Below are 17,610 nucleotides of genomic sequence, written 5' to 3'. Positions count from 1 at the left end.
TCAGCGTAGAACGTGGGACGGTCCGTGCGCTTCTTGATTCCTGACCGGTCGGGTGGCGTGCCGGACCACGCAGGTGGGCAGTCCGTCCGGGTCCCGGCCCGCGCGCTCCCGGTAGACGCTGGGCGGCATCCCCACCAGTTCGGTGAACCGGGTGCTGAAGGTGCCCAGGGAGGAGCTGCCGACCTCGAAGCACACCTCGGTCACGCTCATCCCGCCGCCGCGCAGCAGGGACATGGCCCGCTCGATCCGGCGGGTCATCAGGTAGGAATAGGGCGATTCGCCGTAGGCCCGGCGGAACAACCGGCTCAGGTGACCGGCGGACAGGGCCTCCCCCGCGGCCAGGGCGGGGACGTCCAGCGGCTGCCGGTACTCGCGGTCGATCCGGTCCCGGACCCGGCGCAGGCGCACCAGGTCCTCCAGTGGGATGGGCCGGGGTACCGCGGACGGGCTCAGGCCGGGGTGTCCGTGTTCAGGCTGAAGATGACGCCGCTGCCATCGAGCCAGGTGGCCCACAGCCGGCGCGCCCCGTCCAGCTCTTCGTGACCGGGGGCGTCCGGATCGGCGATCACCCGGTGGACCTGGACCCGGCCGGGCACCTCCGGCAGCGGGCCGAGCACGGTCACGGACACCTCGTCGGCATCATGGCCGATGTACTGGCCGTCCTCCTCGTAGAGGTGCACCTCGGCCTGCTGCTGGTTTCCGTCCAGGGCCCGGTGGAAACACGCGGTGGCCACCGGATCGGCCATGGCGTCGTAGACCCAGCGCTGGCCGAGCACGGAATGTTCCACGGTGCCGATCAGGTGTGGTTCAGCGCCCTCCAGCGGGGCGCCGCGGTAGGCCACCGGAACGTGCAGGACGGTCGCACTGCCCTGACGGCGGACGAGATGGCCCTCCACCCCGACCTCGCCGTCCGGATCGTCATAACGATAGGAGGCGACCCTGAGCAGCTCGCCCTCCCCGGACCAGGGCTGCTGGGCCAGCCAGGATTCCAGGAGCTCCATCTTGGAGGGCACCAGGGTTGCTTGGTAGACGGTAGCCATACCCCCCAGTCTACTCAGGGGTCCGCCCGACTACAGCACAGCGGCCACCCGTGTGGCCTGCTCGATGGCCCGCTTGGCATCCAGCTCCGCCGCCACATCGGCCCCGCCCACCAGCACGACGTCGGCCCCGGCGGCCTGCAACGTCTCGTACAGTTCGCGTTGGGAGACCTGCCCGGCGCACACCACCACGTCATCCACCTCGAGCACGCGGTCGGTGCCGTCGATCCGCAGGTGCAGGCCGGCATCGTCGATCCGGACGTACTGGGCGCCCGTGATGAACTCGACCCCGCGGGCCTTGAGGGTGGCCCGGTGCACCCAGCCCGTGGTTTTGCCCAGCCCGGCTCCCATCTTGGTGGTCTTGCGCTGGACGAGGTGGACGGTCCGGGCCGCGGGTGCGGTCTCCGGTGTGGTGAGGCCGCCACGATCGGTGAAGCCGGGGTCCACCCCCCACTGGCGCTGCCACGATTCGAGGGGCTGGGCGCCGTGGTCTGCGTGGCCCGCACGCCCCGCGTGCTGGGGCTCCGTTAGCAGCTCGGAGACGTCGAATCCGATGCCCCCGGCCCCGATCACGGCCACCCGGGGGCCGCACGTCACCCGCCCGTTTACCACGTCCGGGTAGGCATGGACGTTGGCCCGGTCCGCGCCCGGTATCCCGACCCCGCGCGGCACCACCCCGGTGGCCAGCAGGATCCGGTCGTAGCCGCCGTCGAGCAGTTCCGTGGCGGTGACCCGGTGATCCAGGTGGAGGATCACGCCCGTCTGGGCCAGCCGGGCCTCGAAGTAGCGCAGGGTCTCGGCGAACTCCTCCTTGCCGGGGATCTGGCGGGCCAGCCGGAACTGGCCGCCGATCGCACCGGAGGCCTCGAAGAGCTCCACGTGATGGCCACGTGCCGCGGCCTGGGTGGCGGCGGCCAGGCCCGCCGGGCCGGCGCCGACGACGGCCACCGACTGCGCTGCCGGCTCGGTCGGGGTCGAGGTCGGGGTCAGGGGCAGCAGGGGGCGGTCCGGCAGCGGTGGGAAGTCCGGGTCGGTCTCGCGGCCGGCGCGCGGGTTCACGAGGCAGGAGGCGGGCCGGTTCTGGAAGGTGTGGTCCAGGCACGCCTGGTTGCAGCCGATGCACGAGTTGATCTGCTCGGGTGCGGCCGCGGCGGCCTTGGCCACCCAGTCCGGGTCGGCCAGGAACGGGCGGGCCATGGTGATCAGGTCGGCCTGGTCCTCGGCCAGGACCTGCTCGGCCGAGTGGGGCATGCTGATCCGGTTGGACGCGGCCACCGGGATGGACACCACCTCGCGCACGCGCCGGGTGAAGTCGGCGAAGGCCGCACGCGGCACGGAGGTGACGATCGTCGGCACACGCGCCTCATGCCAGCCGATGCCGGTGTTCAGCAGGCTGGCCCCGGCCGACTCCAGTTCGCGGGCCAGGTCCAGGGTCTCCTGCAGGGTCTGGCCCTGGGGCACGAGGTCCACCATGGAGAGCCGGAAGGTGATGATGAAGTCCTCGCCGGCCGCCGCCCGGATCCGGCGGACGATCTCGGTGGCGAAGCGACGCCGCGCAGCCGGGCTGCCACCCCAGGCGTCCGTGCGCCCGTTGGTCCTCGGGGAGAGGAACTGGTTGATGAGGTAGCCCTCGGAGCCCATGATCTCCACACCGTCGTAGCCGGCCTGGCGGGCGTAGCCGGCGGCGCGGACGAAGTCCTGCACGGTGCGTTCGACCGCCCGGGTGGACAGGGACCGCGGGGTGAACGGGGTGATCGGAGAGGGGCTCCGGCCGGCCCCGACCTGCAACGGGTGGTAGGCATAACGCCCGGCATGCAGCAGCTGCAGCACGATGCGCCCGCCCTCCGCGTGCACCGCGTCGGTGATGGTCCGGTGGGCACGGGCGTCACGCGCGGAGCGCATGGTGCCCGCGAACGGGGTGAGGCGCCCGACGAGGTTGGGCGCATAGCCGCCGGTGACGATGAGCCCCGCTCCCCCACGGGCGCGTTCGGCGTAGAAGGCGGCCAGCTTCGGGGTGTCCGCCCGCCTGTCCTCGAGGCCCAGGTGCATGGAGCCCATGACCACGCGGTTCGGCAGGGTCACCCCGGCCACGGTCAGGGGCCGGAACAGGTGCGGATACGGCGTGTCCGCGGAGGGCGCGGCGACGGGTGTGGTCATGCATCAATGCTACTGGCTGGTAACTTATCTGGCGAGGTGCCGGTCCCACCAACGCAGGATGTGCTCGAACCGGGCCCGTCGGTGCCACGGGGTCCCCGAGCGGGACAACTCGTGGCCCTCGCCCGGGAACACCACCAGCTCCGATTCCACGCCACGGGACCACAGGGCGTGGTAGTACCGCTGGGCGTGCTCCAGGGGACACCGCAGGTCCTGCTCGGAGTGCATCACGAGGGTGGGCGTGTCCACCTGGTCCACGTGGTGCAGGGGGCTCTGCCGGTACAGGTCCTCGGGGCTGGACCCCATGTACTGCGGGCTGAAGAACCAGCCGATGTCACTGGAGCCCAGCGCCGAGACGGGATCCAGGTACCCGCGCTCCACGATCGCCGCCGTGAACCGGTGGTCGTGGGCGGTGATCCACGCCGTCATGAAGCCGCCGTAGGAGCCGCCCTGGACCCCGAGCCGGTCCCCGTCCAGCTCGCCGGTCCCAGCCGGGCCGAACTCGGCCAGAGCACCCTCGAGGAAGCCCAGGATGTCCTGGCGGTCCACGGTCCCGAACCGGCCTCGGAGGGCGGCGCCGTGGGCCGCCCCGTACCCGTTCGAGCCGCGGGGGTTGCACATCACCACGGCGTATCCGGCGGCCACCAGCACCTGGGTCTCATCGAACCAGGACCACGTGTATTGGGCGTAGGGGCCGCCGTGGATGTTCAGGATGACGGGATGCGGTCCGGGCCCCGGAGGCACGAACACCCAGCCGTGGACGGACGGCTGGCCGTATTCACGCTCCCGCCCGCCGGCGAGACGCTGCTCGGCGAGCCAGGACCGGTTGGGGTCGAAGACCTCCACGAGCCCGGCCCCGCGTTGCTGGACGCCCACCCGTCCCGGCGAGTCCTCGGTGGTGTAGGAGACGGTCAGCGTCCCCCCGGCCTCGGAGGCCCCGACGATCTCCCCCGGCTGCTCCACGAGCACCTCGGGCTGGCCGTGGTGGGACATCCAGACCAACACCGTCTGACCGCGGGCCTCGGCCAGGGCCAGCACGTTGTCCTGGCCGGAAGGATGCAGCGGGCCGCCGGAACAGTCCATGGTCTCCGGATCCGTGAGCCGCCGCGGGACCACGGCCGGCGCGGGGCGCTCCCACCCGACGGTCGCCTCATGCATCGCCGCACGGGCCGGAACGGCAAAGACCGCGGCGTTGGCGGCCACGAAGTCCAGGCCGGACTCCCCCAGCTCCTCACCGAGCAGGTACAGCCACTCGCCGTTGCGGGAGGCGCACGGGGAGTGGAAGCCGCAGGGCACCGCGGTGCCCCCGGCCACGAGACGGATGGGGCCGGCGTCGTGCGTCTGGCCCTGTGCCGTCTCCGCCGTCTCCGCCGTCTCCGCCGTCTCCGCCGTCTCTGTCGTCTCGTCCGCGCGGGACTCGACGACGGCCACGGCCCGGCGTAGGTCGCGGCCGAAGCCTGTGGCCGGGGTGGTGGTGAAGAAGACGTGGCGGCTGTCCGCCGCGTAGACGGGGTCGGTGGACTCCCGGTCCCGGCCGGTCAGCCGCCGCGCCGGAGGGACCAGTGGCGACCGGCCTGCGGCATCGGCCATCCGGCCCCGCGCGGGGAACACCGGTTCGCCGTCCGGATCCGGCACCTCGATCTCGAAGAGGCAGGAGGGCTGGTCCGCCGTGTAGCCCCTCCCGTCCATCCGGTGGTCCGGGCCGGTCACCCGGCGCGGATCCTCCTGGGCGGGGCCGACACCGGAGACGGTCCCGTAGCGGCCGGTCTCAGGGTCGGCCGAGGCGAAGACGATCCAGCGGGCATCGGGTGACCAGTTGAACCCGCCCACCCCCAGGCGCCGGTCCGTGAGGAGGCGGGCCTCACCCCCGTCCAGCGGGATCAGGGCCAGCTGGGGTGCGGAGGACTCGGACGGGTCCCCTCCGGGTGCCGGGGAGCGTAGGAAGGCGACCATCGAACCATCCGGTGAGAGGCGGGCCGCGGCGTCCCGGTATCCGCGGGTCAGGCGGCGGGGTGGGGCGGATCCGTCCGTGGTCACGACCCACAGCTGTCCCGTATAGCCGTCCGTGGCGAGGTCCGTCCGGGCCGTGCCGACCACGAGCCGGCGGCCATCCGGGGCCAGGGCCGGGGCGTCCACGGTGGTGATGAGATCCAACTGATCAGGTCGCATGTCCATAACCTACGTTGTCCATCCCGGGTTGAGGAGGCAGGATGGGGGTAACGGCGGACAAGCGGACAAGGAGGTCACGGTGTTCGAATGGGTGGGTGACAACCTCTGGCTGCTGTGGCTGACCCTGACCGTGGTGTTCGCCGTGGTGGAGGTCATGATCCTCGACCTGGTCTTCCTGATGTTGGCGGCCGGGACTGCGGCCGCGCTGGCCACCTCCCTCGCGGGAGGGGAGGCCTGGCTGCAGATCGTGATGTTCTCCGGAGTCTCCCTGCTCATGCTGGCCGCCGTCCGGCCGACCGCCCTGAGGCATCTGAAGAAGGGCTCGGCGGAGCAGCTGACCAACGTGGACCTGCTGCCCGGACGCACAGTCCTGGTCCTGGAGGACACCGGCGCCACCGCGGGTCTGGCCAAGATGGACGGCGAGACCTGGACGGCCCGCTCAGCCACCGGCCAGACCATCCCCGCCGGCCAGGAGGCGGAAATCGACGAGGTGGACGGAGCCACCCTGATCATCCATCCCCGCACCGTCATCGACTGGGATTCCGGCAGCGCCGGACTACCCGAAGGAACCTGACGTCAGCAACCGCTGCGGAAGGACATCTGCATCAGCAGACAGATAGGGCGGTCCGAACGGGGCCGCAGGAGGGAGCATCGGCGTGGAAGTCCTCATCGTGCTCATAGTCGTCGCGGTCCTCGTGGCCATCATCCTGATCCGGGCCGTCCGGATCGTCCCCCAAGCCCGGACGGGCATCATCGAACGTCTCGGCAAGTATCAGGGGACCAAGGGTGCCGGACTGACTCTGATGATCCCCTTCATCGATCGGATGCGCCCCCTGATCGACATGCGCGAGCAGGTCGTGTCCTTCCCGCCACAGCCGGTGATCACCGAGGACAACCTGGTGGTCTCCATCGACACCGTGGTGTACTTCCAGGTCAACGACGCCAAGGCGGCCACCTACGAGATCAACAACTACATCCACGCCGTGGAACAGCTGACCACCACCACGCTCCGCAATGTGGTCGGCGGCATGAACCTGGAACAGGCCCTGACCAGCCGTGACGCCATCAACAACCAGCTGCGCGGCGTCCTGGACGAGGCCACCGGCAAATGGGGCCTGAGGGTCTCCCGCGTGGAGCTCAAGGCGATCGACCCGCCCCTGTCCATCCAGGACTCCATGGAGAAGCAGATGCGCGCCGAGCGGGACCGCCGTGCCGCCATCCTCACCGCGGAAGGCACCAAGCAGGCCGAGATCCTCACGGCCGAGGGCCAGCGCCAGGCCGCCATCCTCGAGGCGGAAGGTGACGCCCAGTCCCAGATCCTGCGCGCGAATGCGGAGGCTGAGGCGATCCACGTGGTCTTCGAGGCCATCCACGAGGGACGCCCGGACCCGGACCTGCTGGCCTACAAGTACCTGGAGACCCTGCCGAAGATCGCCGCGGGAGACGCCAACACCATGTGGGTCATCCCGGCCGAGCTGACCGATGCGATCGGTCGCATGGGTGCTGCCTTCGGCGGCGGCGGCTCCGAGGGTGCCGGAATCGCCGACCTGCTCTCACCGCCCCGCCCGCAAGACGCCGGGAAGGGCGGCGGACAGGACAGTGGACAGGACAGCGGACAGGACGGCCGTTCCCCCGGTGAGTCCGACTCCGGCGGTGGGCGCCGGCGTCGGGAACCCCTCCCCACCACTGCCGCGGAACTGCAGAACTCCGCACAGAGCGTCGCGAAGATCACCGACACCCCCCTCGAGGAGGCGCTGGCCCCGCCGGCGATCCTCCAGGATGAGCACTCGCCGACCGCCAAGCGGGCCCTGGACGCCACGGTGGATCCCCCGCTCACCCCGCAGCCGCCGCACCACGAGCAGGACCACGAGCAGGACCCGACCACGGACCGGTGAGGCCGTGGCAGCCCCGTCGGCGGGAACAAAACCCGCCGGCGGGGCGTTGGACAGCACAGACCCCGTAGACCCACTAGACTGGGTCGTCGACGTTGTACCGCCCCTCACCGGGGTCCGATAGGAGATCGAATGAGCGACCGTAGCCTGCGCGGCATGCGCCTGGGTGCCCAGTCCATGGAGTCCGAGGCCGGAGTCGAGCCGGCACCGCGTCAGCGGGTCGAGTACCGCTGCGAGGACGGCGAGCAGGTCTTCGTGATCTTCGCCACCGAGGCGGACATCCCCCCGACCTGGACCTCGAAGACCGGCCGGGTGGCCTACCTCGTGGACGGCGAGAAGCCGGACACCTCTGACGCCAAGCCGGTGCGTACCCACTGGGACATGCTGCTGGAGCGCCGCAGCATCGAGGAACTCGATGAGACCCTCGAGGGCCAGCTGAAGAAGCTGCGCGCACGCCGCGGTGAGAAGACCAAGGCCTGACGGACCGAACGCACTCCACGAAAAAGCCCCGACCTCACGGTCGGGGCTTTTTTCGTGCCGGTCCAGCGGTCACCGGACGGTTCTCCTTCAGAGCCCGAGCTTGTCCTTCAGGACCTGCCACCGGGCGGTCAGGCCCCACCGGGTCACGGAGGTGACCGCTTCCGTGATGATGTTGCCGCTCATCTTGGACTCGCCGTACTCGCGCTCCACGAAGGTGATCGGGACCTCCACGATCTTCTTCCCGAGCAGTGCCGTGCGGAAGGTCATGTCCACCTGGAAGCCGTATCCCTTGGACTGGACATCGTCCAGGTCGATGGCACGCAGCGTGTCCGCCCGGTACGCCCGGTAGCCGGCGGTGACGTCCGAGAGGTTCAGGCCGAGCATGATGCGCGGGTAGAGCGAACCTCCCAGGGAGATCAACTTCCGGTGGGCCGGCCAGTTGACCATCTTGCCGCCCGGGACGCGGCGGGACCCGATCACCAGATCGGCGCGGTCGACCGCCTCGATCAGCCGCGGCAGCTGCTCGGGCTGATGTGAGCCGTCGGCATCCATCTCGATGAGCACGTCATAGCCCTGGTCCAGTCCCCAGTGGAACCCCGCGATGTAGGCACCACCCAGACCGTTCTTCCGGGTCCGGTGCAGGACGTGGATCTGCGGATCGGCCACCGCGGCCCGGTCGGCCCAGTCACCCGTGCCGTCCGGCGAGGCGTCGTCCACCACCAGAACGTCTGATTCCGGCACGGCGACCCGCAGTCGGTCGAGCGTGCGGGGCAGGGACTCGATCTCGTTGTAGGTCGGGATGATCGTCAGCAGGCGCATAGGCGGTGAAATCCTTCAAGAGAGGCCGGGTTCGTGGTTCGGGGGTCAAGTATAGGGTGAGCCGCCGGGTGGATGCCCGTCACGTCCAGTCCGGTGAGCGGTAGACCTCGGTGCCGTCCACCACGGTGGCCAGGCACTGGGGGGCGGCGGTGCCCTCCTCCAGCACGGGAAGCAGGGGTGTACCCGCGCGGGTATCGGTGCTCCAGGCGGCCACCCGGCCGTCCGGCGCCTGCACGCTGAGGGCCTCGGTGGCCCAGATGGCGAAGGTGGCGGGCGAGGAGGTGCCGATCCGGCCGGCCAGCTGATGCTGCGCCCCCAGGGAATGCGGCAGGGCGCGCAGCCCGGCCTTGGTGGCGGCCGTGAACCCGGACCGGGCGGAGATGCGCTGCTCCGGCTCGGGATGTTCCAGGCTGGCCCGCAGGGCGCCCCACGGGTCCGCGGGTCCGGATCCACTGCCGAAGGACACCGGGACGGCATGGTTCAGTAGGGAGGCGATCGGTGCGGTCAGGGTGCCGTCCGGCCCGGGCACCACCGTGAAGGACAGGCTGTTCTCCGCCAGCGTCCGCATCGACTCCTCGTCCACGGGACCGTTCCACGCCAGCCGGTGGCGGGCCATGCCGAGGGCCGGGGTCCCCTGCACCTCGGCGGTCGCGCGGAGGGCGGACACCACGGAGGCGAGGTCTTCGGCCGCCTCGGGCAACAGGTACAGCTGGATCCCGGCGGCCGTGGCCTGGGCGGTCAGGTGCGCCACGGCGCTGCCGTCCAGTCCTGGGGGCCCGACGACGGCCGCCAGGCCCGCGGTCCGCTCGCGGCCCAGCCCGGTGACCAGTGCCGCTAGGTCCTCGGCGGCACCCGCCGCCTCGTCGGCCTCCAGGAGGTGGTAACCGATGGCACGAGGTCCGGGAGCGGCCACCGTGGCGGACAGGAAGATCCCGGCGTCCGGGCCGGCGGAGGCGGTGAGGTCGAGGGAGTCCACGAAGGCCGGGGCCACGAGCGCTCCCTGCAGGTCCACCACGTCCCACCCGGCCCCGGACCGGGCACGCATCGACTCCGCGGTGTCATCCGCCCCCACCCAGGCGACGGATCCGGAATCCACCAGCAGGGCTGTGGCGTAGGGATCCGAGGTGGAGTGGATGGTGCCGTTGACGTAGAGGGTGCTCATCCCTCCAGCGTATCCACACTCGAGTACGCGACCACGCCACGACGGACGAGATCCGCAGCACGCCGGCATTGGCGGTGCAGCCCGGGGTGGCCGGGGACCTTGGACAGCTGGTCCAACAGGTCGATCACCTGCCGGGCCCAGCGCACGAAGTCGCCGGCCGCCAGTTCGGTGCCTTTGAGGGTGTCCTTCAGGTTGCGGCCGCGGGCCCAGCGGTGGATCGGCCAGACCAGGCCGGGATCGGGTTCCGGGGTCGGATCCAGCCGTGCATCGTGCTCCGCCTGCTGCAACTCGTACCAGTGCTCCGCCGTCCGGTCCAGGACCTCCTGGAGACGTGAGGTGGGCATCTGCGGGACGCCCACGTTCTCCGTGGCCCGCTTGGACTGGAACACCAGGAGGGCGGCCAGACCCGCCAACTCCTCCGGGTCGAGCGGATCCGCGATGCCGTCCTCGAGCACCAGCGAGGTCAACAGGTCCCGCTCGCCGTAGATCCGGCGCAGCGTCTGACCGGCGTCGGTGACCCCGGGGGTGGAGTCGGCGGTGGAATCGGCGGAGGTTCCCCCCGGGGCGGCCGCGGTCACATAGCCGTAGGTTCTCAGGAGCCCGACCAGCCGGTCGAACGCCTTCGCGATCGTGTTCGTCCGGCCCTCGATGCGGCCCGAGAGCTGGTCGATCTCCTGGCGGAGCTTCCACCAGCGCTCGGCCCAGCGGGCGTGGTTCTCCCGGTCCTTGCAGCCGTGGCAGGGATGGCGCTCGAGCCGACGGCGCAGGTCCGCGGCGCGTTCGGCGCTGCCGTCGTCCGGGAAGCGGAACCCCGCGCGGCTCCGGTCCCCGGGGGCCGGCCGGTGTTCCCGCAGGGCTGCGCGCATGGACGAGGCGAGGTCCTTGCGTTGGGTCGGGGTCTTGACCTGGATGTTCTGGGGCAGCCGGACCCCGCCGATCGGGTCCACCGGGCCGGTGACGTCCTCCGTGCTGATGCGACGCAGCTGCGCGTCCTGCGTGATGACCCCCACGCGCGGGTTGGCGGGGTTGCCGGCGGGGAAGACCACCACGGCGGTGCCCAGCCTGCGTGGTCCGGGCACCTCGATGATGTCCCCCGGCAGCAACTGGCCCAAGGAGTCCTTGACGGCGCGCTGGCGGGCCCGGTTGCGCCCCTTGGACGTGACCTTCTCCGCCGCGGACAGCTCCTTGCGCAGCCGGGCGTACTCCGTGAAGTCACCCAGGTGACAGGTCATGGACTGCTCGTATCCGGCCAGGGAGGTCTCCCGGGTCCGCACCTCGCGGGCCAGCCCCACCACGGAGCGGTCCGCCTGGAACTGGGCGAAGGAGGACTCGAGGATGGACCGAGAGCGTTCGAGACCGAACTGGGCGATGAGGTTCACGGACATGTTGTAGGTGGGCCGGAACGAGGAGTTGAGCGGATAGGTCCGCCGGGAGGCCAGGCCCGCCACGGCCGCCGGGTCCAGCCCCGGACGCCAGAGCACGACCCCGTGGCCTTCCACGTCGATGCCGCGGCGGCCCGCCCGTCCCGTCAGCTGGGTGTACTCCCCCGCCGTGATGTTCACGTGGGCCTCGCCGTTGTACTTCTCCAGCTTCTCCAGCACCACGGTGCGGGCCGGCATGTTCACCCCGAGGGCCAGGGTCTCCGTGGCGAAGACCACCTTGACGAGCCCCAGGCCGAACAGCTTCTCCACGACCTCCTTGAAGGGCGGCAGCATGCCGGCGTGGTGGGCGGCGAAGCCGCGGGACAGCCCGTCCCGCCAGCCCCAGAACCCGAGCACGTCCAGGTCCTCGGCCGGCAGTGACTGCCCCGCCTCGTCCACCATGGCCTGGATCTGCTGCTTCTCCCCCGGCGTGGTCAGGTCGAGCCCTCCGGACAGGCACTGCTCCACGGCCCCGTCACAGCCGGCCCGGGAGAAGATGAAGGTGATGCACGGCAGCAGCCCCTCGCGCTCGAGGATCCGCACCATCCCGGGGCGGGAGACCCGCAGGTTGCCGGGATGGCGGTGGGCCGGGCCCTGCTCCGCGCCGGACTGATCGTGGCCGGAGGAGCCAGCCGGGCCGGCGTCGTACCGGGTGTTGGTGGTCCGCTCCCCCCGCCCGTAGGCGGCAGACCCGGAGCGGCGATCCGGCCGGCCCGAACGTCCCGGCCGGCCGCCGCTGGACCGGCCGCCGCCGCGGTCCCGGGGGCCGCCCCGCCCCCCGCGGTAGGTGCTGCGCCCCGGCCGGCCCCAGTCGCTGCGCTCCTCCCGGCGGCGCTGGTCCTCGGCCAGGCGGGCCAGCTCGGGATTGAGCACCAGCCGCCCCCCGGAGGTGTCCTTCAGCTCCGGGGCGGCCTCTGCCGGCTCGGCGGGGTCGCGCCCCGTCTCGTCCACGGGCGCCACCTCGTCGAAGGCGACCTCGGTGGCGAAGAGGTCGTAGAGGTGGCTGCCGGCCATCACGTACTGCCACAGGGGCACCGGCCGGTGCTCGGAGACCACCACGGAGGTGGAGCCGCGCACGGTGTCCAACCAGGCGCCGAACTCCTCGGCGTTGGACACGGTGGCGGAGAGGGAGACGAGCTGGACGTGCTCGGGCAGGTGGATGATGACCTCCTCCCACACGGCACCCCGGAACCGGTCCGCGAGGTAGTGGACCTCGTCCATGACCACATAGCCCAGGTTCGTCAGGGTCTCCGAGTCGGCATAGAGCATGTTGCGCAGTACCTCGGTGGTCATCACGACCACCTCGGCCTCTGAGTTGATGGCGGTGTCCCCCGTGAGCAGTCCCACCCGGTCCGCGCCGTAGGTGGCCACCAGATCCTGGAACTTCTGGTTGCTCAAGGCCTTGATGGGCGTGGTGTAGAAGGCCTTCTGGCCGTGGGCGAGGGCCAGGTGGATGGCGAACTCGCCCACCACGGTCTTACCCGCCCCCGTGGGGGCGGCCACCAGGACGCCGTGGCCGTCCTCAAGCTCCCGGCAGGCCTCGGTCTGGAAGGGGTCGAGGCCGAAGTCCAGGGTGGCGGCGAACCGGCCCAACTCGGTCTTGGCCTCCGCGGCGCGACGCCGGGCGGCGGCGTAACGCTCCGCGGGACTGAGCTGGCCGGTGGTGTCATCCGCGGAAGGTGCCATGCTGCCAGCCTAGGACATGGCCGCGCGTCCCGGGCCGGTGCAGCTGGAGCTTAGAGCTCGTCGAGGGGTTTCGGACCCGACTGCAGGTAGTCCTCGTTCTCCTGCTCCGCCTTCGCCCGACGCTTGACCCGGCGCCGGTCGTTGATCAGGCAGATGGCGATCGCCATCCCGAAGAGGAGCACGAGGGGGGCCGCTAGGTAGAACATGGTGACCGCGTCCGAGCCGGGGGCGGCCAGGGCCGCGATCAGGGCGATCAGGAAGACGGTGATCCGCCAGTGCTTGACGATCTGCCGGCCGGGCAGCACGCCGATCATGTTCAGCCCCACCAGGATCACGGGGAGGACGAGGGCCACCCCGAAGGCCAGGAACAGCCTCAGCACGAAGGGGATGTAGACGTCGGCGGAGATGACGTTGGCGGTGCCCTCCGGGGAGAGTCCCACGAAGAACTGGACGGCCTCGGGCAACACGAGCCATCCCAGGCCCACGCCCAGCAGGAACAACGGCACGGCGGCGGCGATGAAGCCGACCGCATAGCGCTTCTCGTTCTTCTGCAGGCCCGGGACCACGAAGGCCCAGATCTGGTAGAGCCAGATGGGGCTGGACAGGACGAGCCCCACGAAGAGCGCGACCTGCAGCATGATGTCGAAGGGTTGTCCCACGGCGCTGAAGGAGACGGTGACGAGGCGCCCCTCCTCCGAGAGACGGTGTACCGGATCGATCAGGGCGGAGAAGAAGGGCTGGTACACCAGGAACCCGGCGATGGCGCCCAGGGTCAGGCCGATGGCGGCGATGATCAGCCGGTTGCGCAGTTCCTTCAGATGGTCCTTGAGGGCCATCTCCCCGGTGGGGTTGCCCTTGCGGAGCCCCCGGGGAACCCTGCTGGCCTTGGTCCGCTTCGACCGGGCCGCCCGTGGTTCTTCAGTCATGGAGCCGGTGACCACCTGGTTACGGCTGGTCGTTGGTGCCGGTCTTCCGACCGTCGCGGGTGCCCTCGGCCTCGCCGTTCACGATGCGGCCCTCCACAGCCTCGGAGTCCGCTGAGTCCTTGGGGTTCTGGGTGCCCGGGGCGCGCGGTGAATCCTGTGCCGAGCCGGAGCCGTCGTCTTTCATCTGCTTGACCTCCGACTTGAAGATCCGCATCGACTGACCGAGGTTCCTGGCCATTGCGGGGAGCTTGGGAGCCGCAAACAGCAGGAGCGCGATCGCGATGATGATGACGAGCTGCCATCCCTGGAGTCCAGCCATGGGGGAAGTCCTTTCCATTGAACGTTCTCGAGTTTACGTCACGCCGTCGGAGCCCGGGGCCGTGGCCCCGCCCGATGCGGGTGAACAGTCGGTGACGTATCCGGAACGGGCCCGGACCAGCCAGTCCACGGTGGACTCCACGATCTCCTGCGGGGCGAGGATCCGGAATTCACCGCCGAACCGGGCCGCCTGGGCGTGGGCGTAGTCGAGGCCCGCGAGCCGGATCTCGGCCACCACGGAGCCGTCCTCGAGTCCTGCCGTGCGGACGGGATCGTACCCGGTCACCAGATCGCGGATCCGGTGGGCGAAATGGACGGTCACGGTGGTCTCGGTGCCTTGGGACGTGAACAGGTGGTCGGAGGTGGGTGCCTCACGAGGCTCGAACCCCTCGCCCGTCTCCTCGAGGGCGGTGATCCGGTCCAGCCGGAAGTTCCGCAGACCTCCGCTGCTGCGGCACCAGGCCTGCAGGTAACCGTGGCCCGACTCGGCGGTCAGCCGCAGGGGCTCCACCGTCCGTTGCGTGGACTCATCCGTGGCGGCCGCGTGGTACTGGAACCCCACCACATGGCGTTCACGGACGGCGGCATGCAGCCGTCCGGCCAGCGCAGTGTGGGGGCCGACGTCGAAGCCGGCCACGATACCCTCACCCGCCTGGTGTACTTCAGGTCCGGAGGCGGCCAGGATCTTCTGCAGGGCGGTGGCCGTGTCCTGCTGTTCCTGATCCGTCAGACCGGGGATCCCGGCCGCTGCGCGCAGGCCGATCACCAGGGCCGCCGCCTCGGGGATGCTCAGCCGCAGGGGTCCGGCGAGCCGCTCGGCCTGGGTGATGTGGATCCGGTCCCCGTGCTCGTGGACCTCGAACTGCTGCCCGGCGAACTGCCGTTCGGGCATGCCGCAGTACCAGAGTTCATCGAGGATGGTGGTGAGTTCGGCGTCGCGGACGTTGAGCCGTTCGGCCAGCTCGGTGCGGCTGATCCCATCCCTCCGGTTCGCCAGCCCGATCGCGTCCACCACGGCCGCGACCTTGTCCCGGTCGCTGCGGCGGTTGCGGCGCCGCTTGGGTACGGCGAGTGTGTATTCGGGGGCCGGCGCGGCGTGGGCCTGCAATGCCGCGTCCAGCAGGGAGACGACGGCGGCGTGCAGGGGGTCATCGGTGTCAGGCATCGTGGCGAGGGGGCCGGCGGCCGCGATGGACCCGGCCATCTCGGCCGGGCGGGTGTAGGTCACGCGCACCAGGTCGGAGTCCGGCTCAGAGGCCAGGATCTCGGAGCCGATGCGCAACTGCACGGCGCGGCCGGTGGCCAAGCGCAGCCGGGCGCTGGCGGGCGTCCGTTCGCCGGAGATCACGGCCTGCACGGCCGCGAGGTCCAGATCCGCCGGACGGTACGGTGCCGGGCCCGTTCCGGGCGGATCGGGGGCGACCACCGGATCGGATTCGATCCGCGTGAGGCGGAAGGTACGTTGCGCCCCGCGGTCCAGATCCCAGCCCACGAGGTACCACACCCCGGTGGGATTGGTCAGGGCCCACGCCCGCACGGTCCGGGTCTCGGGATCTTCGGCATGGGCCTTGCGGTAGGAGAAGCGGATGACCGACTGGTCACGGACCAGGTCTCCCAGCTCCGTGAGGTACCGGTCCGCTCCCGCCAGCCGGACGCCGAAGGCCTCGTGATCTGAGGAGGAGCGGGTGCCGAGCCAGTCCTCCCCCGCGTCCACCCGGCCCAGGGCCCGGACCACGGCGTGGCCGAGGTCCGAGCCCGCCCAGGCGGACTCCGCCCGCATCAGGGCCAGCCGCTCCCCGTTGCTGAAGGGGACGGTGGGCAGGTACATCCGGTCCTCATCGATGCGATACCGGGTGTCTGCCCCGGGATCGGAGGACTCGAAACCGGTCTCGTCCTGGACCGTGAAGGCCTCGAGGGGAACGCCGATGCCTTTCAGCACGTCCTTGTCCCGCGTGAACATCTTCTCGAGCGCGGCCGGGGATCTCGAGAGCGCGTAGGCGTCCACGGCCTTCACCAGGTAGTCCCGGGTGACCCCCCGTCGGCCGCTGGCCAGCAGGACCCAGAGCAGGGAGACGATGCGCTCGGTGGAGCGGGCTGGGGAGGCGGCGGACACGGTGGGGTCAGTTGATGCCGACGAGGTCCACCACGAAGATCAGGGTCTCGCCGGGACCGATCTCGCCCCCGGCGCCCTGGTCTCCGTAGGCCAGGTGCGGAGGGATCTCGAGGCGGCGGCGACCGCCGGGCTTCATGCCCAGCAGGCCGTCATCCCAGCCCTTGATGACCTGGCCCACGCCGACCTGGAAGTCCAACGGCTGGCCGCGGTTCCAGGAGGCGTCGAACTCGGCCCCGGTGGACCAGGCGACGCCGAGGTAGTGGCAGGACACCTGGTCCCCGGCCTGTACGGCCTGCCCCGAGCCCTCGGCCAGGTCCTCGATGACGAGGTCTTCCGGCGGGGTGTCACCGGGGAACTCGATCTCCGGTCGGGTGCGGTCATAGTTGCGCTGTCCAAAGGACATGGTCGATTCCTTCCGTCAGGGGTGGGTGGTGCAAAGACGTGCAGGTCCGGACTAGGCCGGTGGCATGGTGTGCAGGATGTCCACCACGAAGACGAGGGTCTCGTCCTGGAGCTCGTGGCCTTCCGACTCGCCGTAGCCCTTGGACGGTGGGACGACGATCAGGACCTGGGAGCCGACCTTCTGGCCCTGGAGTCCCTCGGACCATCCGGCCACGACCTGGTCGAGCTGGAAGCCGGCCGGTTCACCCTTGGACCAGGAGGAGTCGAATTCCTCGCCGTCGGACCACTTCACGCCCTTGTACTGGACCGTGACGAAGTCGGTCTCGCCGACCTCCTCGCCATCACCCTGGATGAGTGGCTGGACCACGAGGTCCTCCGGGGCGTCCCCCTCGGGTGCCTCGATGGTCGGTTCCCCGGAGTCCTCGTCGAGGCTCACCGACGGCAGGGAGTCGTCGGTGACCTCCACGGGCTCGCCCTCGGCGCGGGCCGGGCGGGCATCGGCGATCTGGAACACCATCAGCTGATCGGTGGCCCCCTCGCCCAGCTGCGATGCGGGCATGAAGAAGGAGATCTGGGCGCCGACCTTGTTCTGGTCGAGCATGTTGAAGAGGACGTCGTTGCCCTCCTTGAGCTTCTCGTTGAGGAAGACCGCCTCGGCCCCTTGGGTGAAGTTCTCCGCGGTGACCTCGCCGGACTCGGGGTCCACGATCGCGGTCTGCACCAGGGCGATGTCCCCCTCGTTGAGCTCGGCCCCGTCGCCATCCTGCAGCACCCGCGAGGAGATCTCGGTGGCCTCGATCGCCCCGTCCACGGTGACCTCCGGGGCGCCGTCGTCGTTGAGGCTCAGGGAGACCGGCTCCAGAGCCTCGATGTCACCGGCGCCGCGTGGTTCCGGTGCGGCGCAGCCGGCCAGGAGCAACGCCCCGACGAGGGAGAGGGACAGGGGCGCGGCGGCACGGAACCGGCGCGATCGGGACGGGTTGCGGGACATGGGATCCTTCGGTAGAGCGGGACGCAGAGGGTTCCAGTCT

The 17,610-nt window shown here is 70.6% G+C and carries 15 protein-coding genes; 3 read left to right on the top strand and 12 right to left on the bottom strand.

The features are described 5' to 3' along the window. The 4 genes from ACSU1G_RS09670 to ACSU1G_RS09655 are packed head-to-tail and all read right to left on the bottom strand — an operon-like array spanning position 1 to position 5,360. Entirely contained in the window at positions 1-408 is a 408-nt protein-coding gene (locus tag ACSU1G_RS09670) for a helix-turn-helix transcriptional regulator (protein ID WP_439279706.1), read from the bottom strand. 41 nt (positions 409-449) lie between these two features. Continuing rightward, complete coding sequence (locus ACSU1G_RS09665; RefSeq protein ID WP_439279705.1) at positions 450-1,040, bottom strand: CG0192-related protein; 591 nt, start codon at positions 1,038-1,040, stop codon at positions 450-452. A 30-nt stretch (positions 1,041-1,070) separates the two neighbouring features. Continuing rightward, positions 1,071-3,194, bottom strand: coding sequence for an FAD-dependent oxidoreductase (locus ACSU1G_RS09660; RefSeq protein ID WP_439279704.1), 2,124 nt, complete (start codon positions 3,192-3,194; stop codon positions 1,071-1,073). A 24-nt stretch (positions 3,195-3,218) separates the two neighbouring features. Continuing rightward, the gene (locus tag ACSU1G_RS09655) at positions 3,219-5,360 is read right to left on the bottom strand and encodes a S9 family peptidase (RefSeq protein WP_439279703.1); all 2,142 of its coding nucleotides are present in this window, start codon (positions 5,358-5,360) and stop codon (positions 3,219-3,221) included. A gap of 79 nt (positions 5,361-5,439) precedes the next feature. Here ACSU1G_RS09655 and ACSU1G_RS09650 point away from each other — a divergent pair, with 79 nt between their 5' ends. The 3 genes from ACSU1G_RS09650 (at position 5,440) to ACSU1G_RS09640 (ending at position 7,732) form a co-directional block, all read left to right on the top strand. Beyond that, positions 5,440-5,934: an NfeD family protein gene (locus ACSU1G_RS09650; RefSeq protein WP_439279702.1), complete on the top strand. Its 495-nt coding sequence runs from the start codon at positions 5,440-5,442 to the stop codon at positions 5,932-5,934. 82 nt (positions 5,935-6,016) lie between these two features. After that, the gene (locus tag ACSU1G_RS09645; protein WP_439279701.1) at positions 6,017-7,255 is read left to right on the top strand and encodes an SPFH domain-containing protein; all 1,239 of its coding nucleotides are present in this window, start codon (positions 6,017-6,019) and stop codon (positions 7,253-7,255) included. A gap of 129 nt (positions 7,256-7,384) precedes the next feature. After that, complete coding sequence (locus ACSU1G_RS09640) at positions 7,385-7,732, top strand: RNA polymerase-binding protein RbpA (RefSeq protein ID WP_439279700.1); 348 nt, start codon at positions 7,385-7,387, stop codon at positions 7,730-7,732. A gap of 87 nt (positions 7,733-7,819) precedes the next feature. On the opposite strand, the gene ACSU1G_RS09635 is transcribed toward ACSU1G_RS09640, so the two are convergent. The 8 genes from ACSU1G_RS09635 to ACSU1G_RS09600 form a co-directional block, all read right to left on the bottom strand. Continuing rightward, a complete protein-coding gene (locus ACSU1G_RS09635) occupies positions 7,820-8,551 on the bottom strand; it encodes a polyprenol monophosphomannose synthase (protein ID WP_439279699.1) in 732 nt (243 codons plus the stop codon). 79 nt (positions 8,552-8,630) lie between these two features. Then, positions 8,631-9,713, bottom strand: coding sequence for an amidohydrolase family protein (locus tag ACSU1G_RS09630; protein ID WP_439279698.1), 1,083 nt, complete (start codon positions 9,711-9,713; stop codon positions 8,631-8,633). Beyond that, a complete protein-coding gene (locus ACSU1G_RS09625; protein WP_439279697.1) occupies positions 9,710-12,820 on the bottom strand; it encodes a DEAD/DEAH box helicase in 3,111 nt (1,036 codons plus the stop codon). Before ACSU1G_RS09625 ends, ACSU1G_RS09630 begins: the two co-directional genes overlap by 4 nt. A gap of 50 nt (positions 12,821-12,870) precedes the next feature. Then, on the bottom strand, positions 12,871-13,656 hold the full coding sequence (tatC, locus tag ACSU1G_RS09620) for a twin-arginine translocase subunit TatC (RefSeq protein ID WP_439279952.1): 786 nt from the start codon (positions 13,654-13,656) through the stop codon (positions 12,871-12,873). A 109-nt stretch (positions 13,657-13,765) separates the two neighbouring features. After that, complete coding sequence (gene tatA, locus ACSU1G_RS09615) at positions 13,766-14,065, bottom strand: Sec-independent protein translocase subunit TatA (protein WP_439279696.1); 300 nt, start codon at positions 14,063-14,065, stop codon at positions 13,766-13,768. A 33-nt stretch (positions 14,066-14,098) separates the two neighbouring features. Continuing rightward, entirely contained in the window at positions 14,099-16,177 is a 2,079-nt protein-coding gene (locus ACSU1G_RS09610) for a helix-turn-helix transcriptional regulator (protein WP_439279695.1), read from the bottom strand. A gap of 7 nt (positions 16,178-16,184) precedes the next feature. Further along, a complete protein-coding gene (locus ACSU1G_RS09605) occupies positions 16,185-16,580 on the bottom strand; it encodes an FKBP-type peptidyl-prolyl cis-trans isomerase (RefSeq protein ID WP_439279694.1) in 396 nt (131 codons plus the stop codon). Between the two features lie 51 nt (positions 16,581-16,631). Further along, the gene (locus tag ACSU1G_RS09600; protein ID WP_439279693.1) at positions 16,632-17,570 is read right to left on the bottom strand and encodes an FKBP-type peptidyl-prolyl cis-trans isomerase; all 939 of its coding nucleotides are present in this window, start codon (positions 17,568-17,570) and stop codon (positions 16,632-16,634) included. Between the last annotated feature and the right edge of the window lie 40 nt (positions 17,571-17,610).

It is taken from the genome of Microbacterium sp. A93, from assembly GCF_051842835.1.
Note: the sequence above shows the minus strand (reverse complement) of the source record. Positions and strands in the feature narration are given on the sequence as shown.

Bases quoted from the DNA above. Each gene is read 5' to 3' on its own strand.
- ACSU1G_RS09625 (WP_439279697.1), bottom strand. From the start codon at position 12,820: ATGGCACCTTCCGCGGATGACACCACCGGCCAGCTCAGTCCCGCGGAG.
- tatC (WP_439279952.1), bottom strand. From the start codon at position 13,656: ATGGCCCTCAAGGACCATCTGAAGGAACTGCGCAACCGGCTGATCATC.
- ACSU1G_RS09665 (WP_439279705.1), bottom strand. From the start codon at position 1,040: ATGGCTACCGTCTACCAAGCAACCCTGGTGCCCTCCAAGATGGAGCTC.
- ACSU1G_RS09600 (WP_439279693.1), bottom strand. From the start codon at position 17,570: ATGTCCCGCAACCCGTCCCGATCGCGCCGGTTCCGTGCCGCCGCGCCC.
- ACSU1G_RS09640 (WP_439279700.1), top strand. From the start codon at position 7,385: ATGAGCGACCGTAGCCTGCGCGGCATGCGCCTGGGTGCCCAGTCCATG.
- ACSU1G_RS09660 (WP_439279704.1), bottom strand. From the start codon at position 3,194: ATGACCACACCCGTCGCCGCGCCCTCCGCGGACACGCCGTATCCGCAC.
- ACSU1G_RS09630 (WP_439279698.1), bottom strand. From the start codon at position 9,713: ATGAGCACCCTCTACGTCAACGGCACCATCCACTCCACCTCGGATCCC.
- tatA (WP_439279696.1), bottom strand. From the start codon at position 14,065: ATGGCTGGACTCCAGGGATGGCAGCTCGTCATCATCATCGCGATCGCG.
- ACSU1G_RS09605 (WP_439279694.1), bottom strand. From the start codon at position 16,580: ATGTCCTTTGGACAGCGCAACTATGACCGCACCCGACCGGAGATCGAG.
- ACSU1G_RS09655 (WP_439279703.1), bottom strand. From the start codon at position 5,360: ATGCGACCTGATCAGTTGGATCTCATCACCACCGTGGACGCCCCGGCC.
- ACSU1G_RS09635 (WP_439279699.1), bottom strand. From the start codon at position 8,551: ATGCGCCTGCTGACGATCATCCCGACCTACAACGAGATCGAGTCCCTG.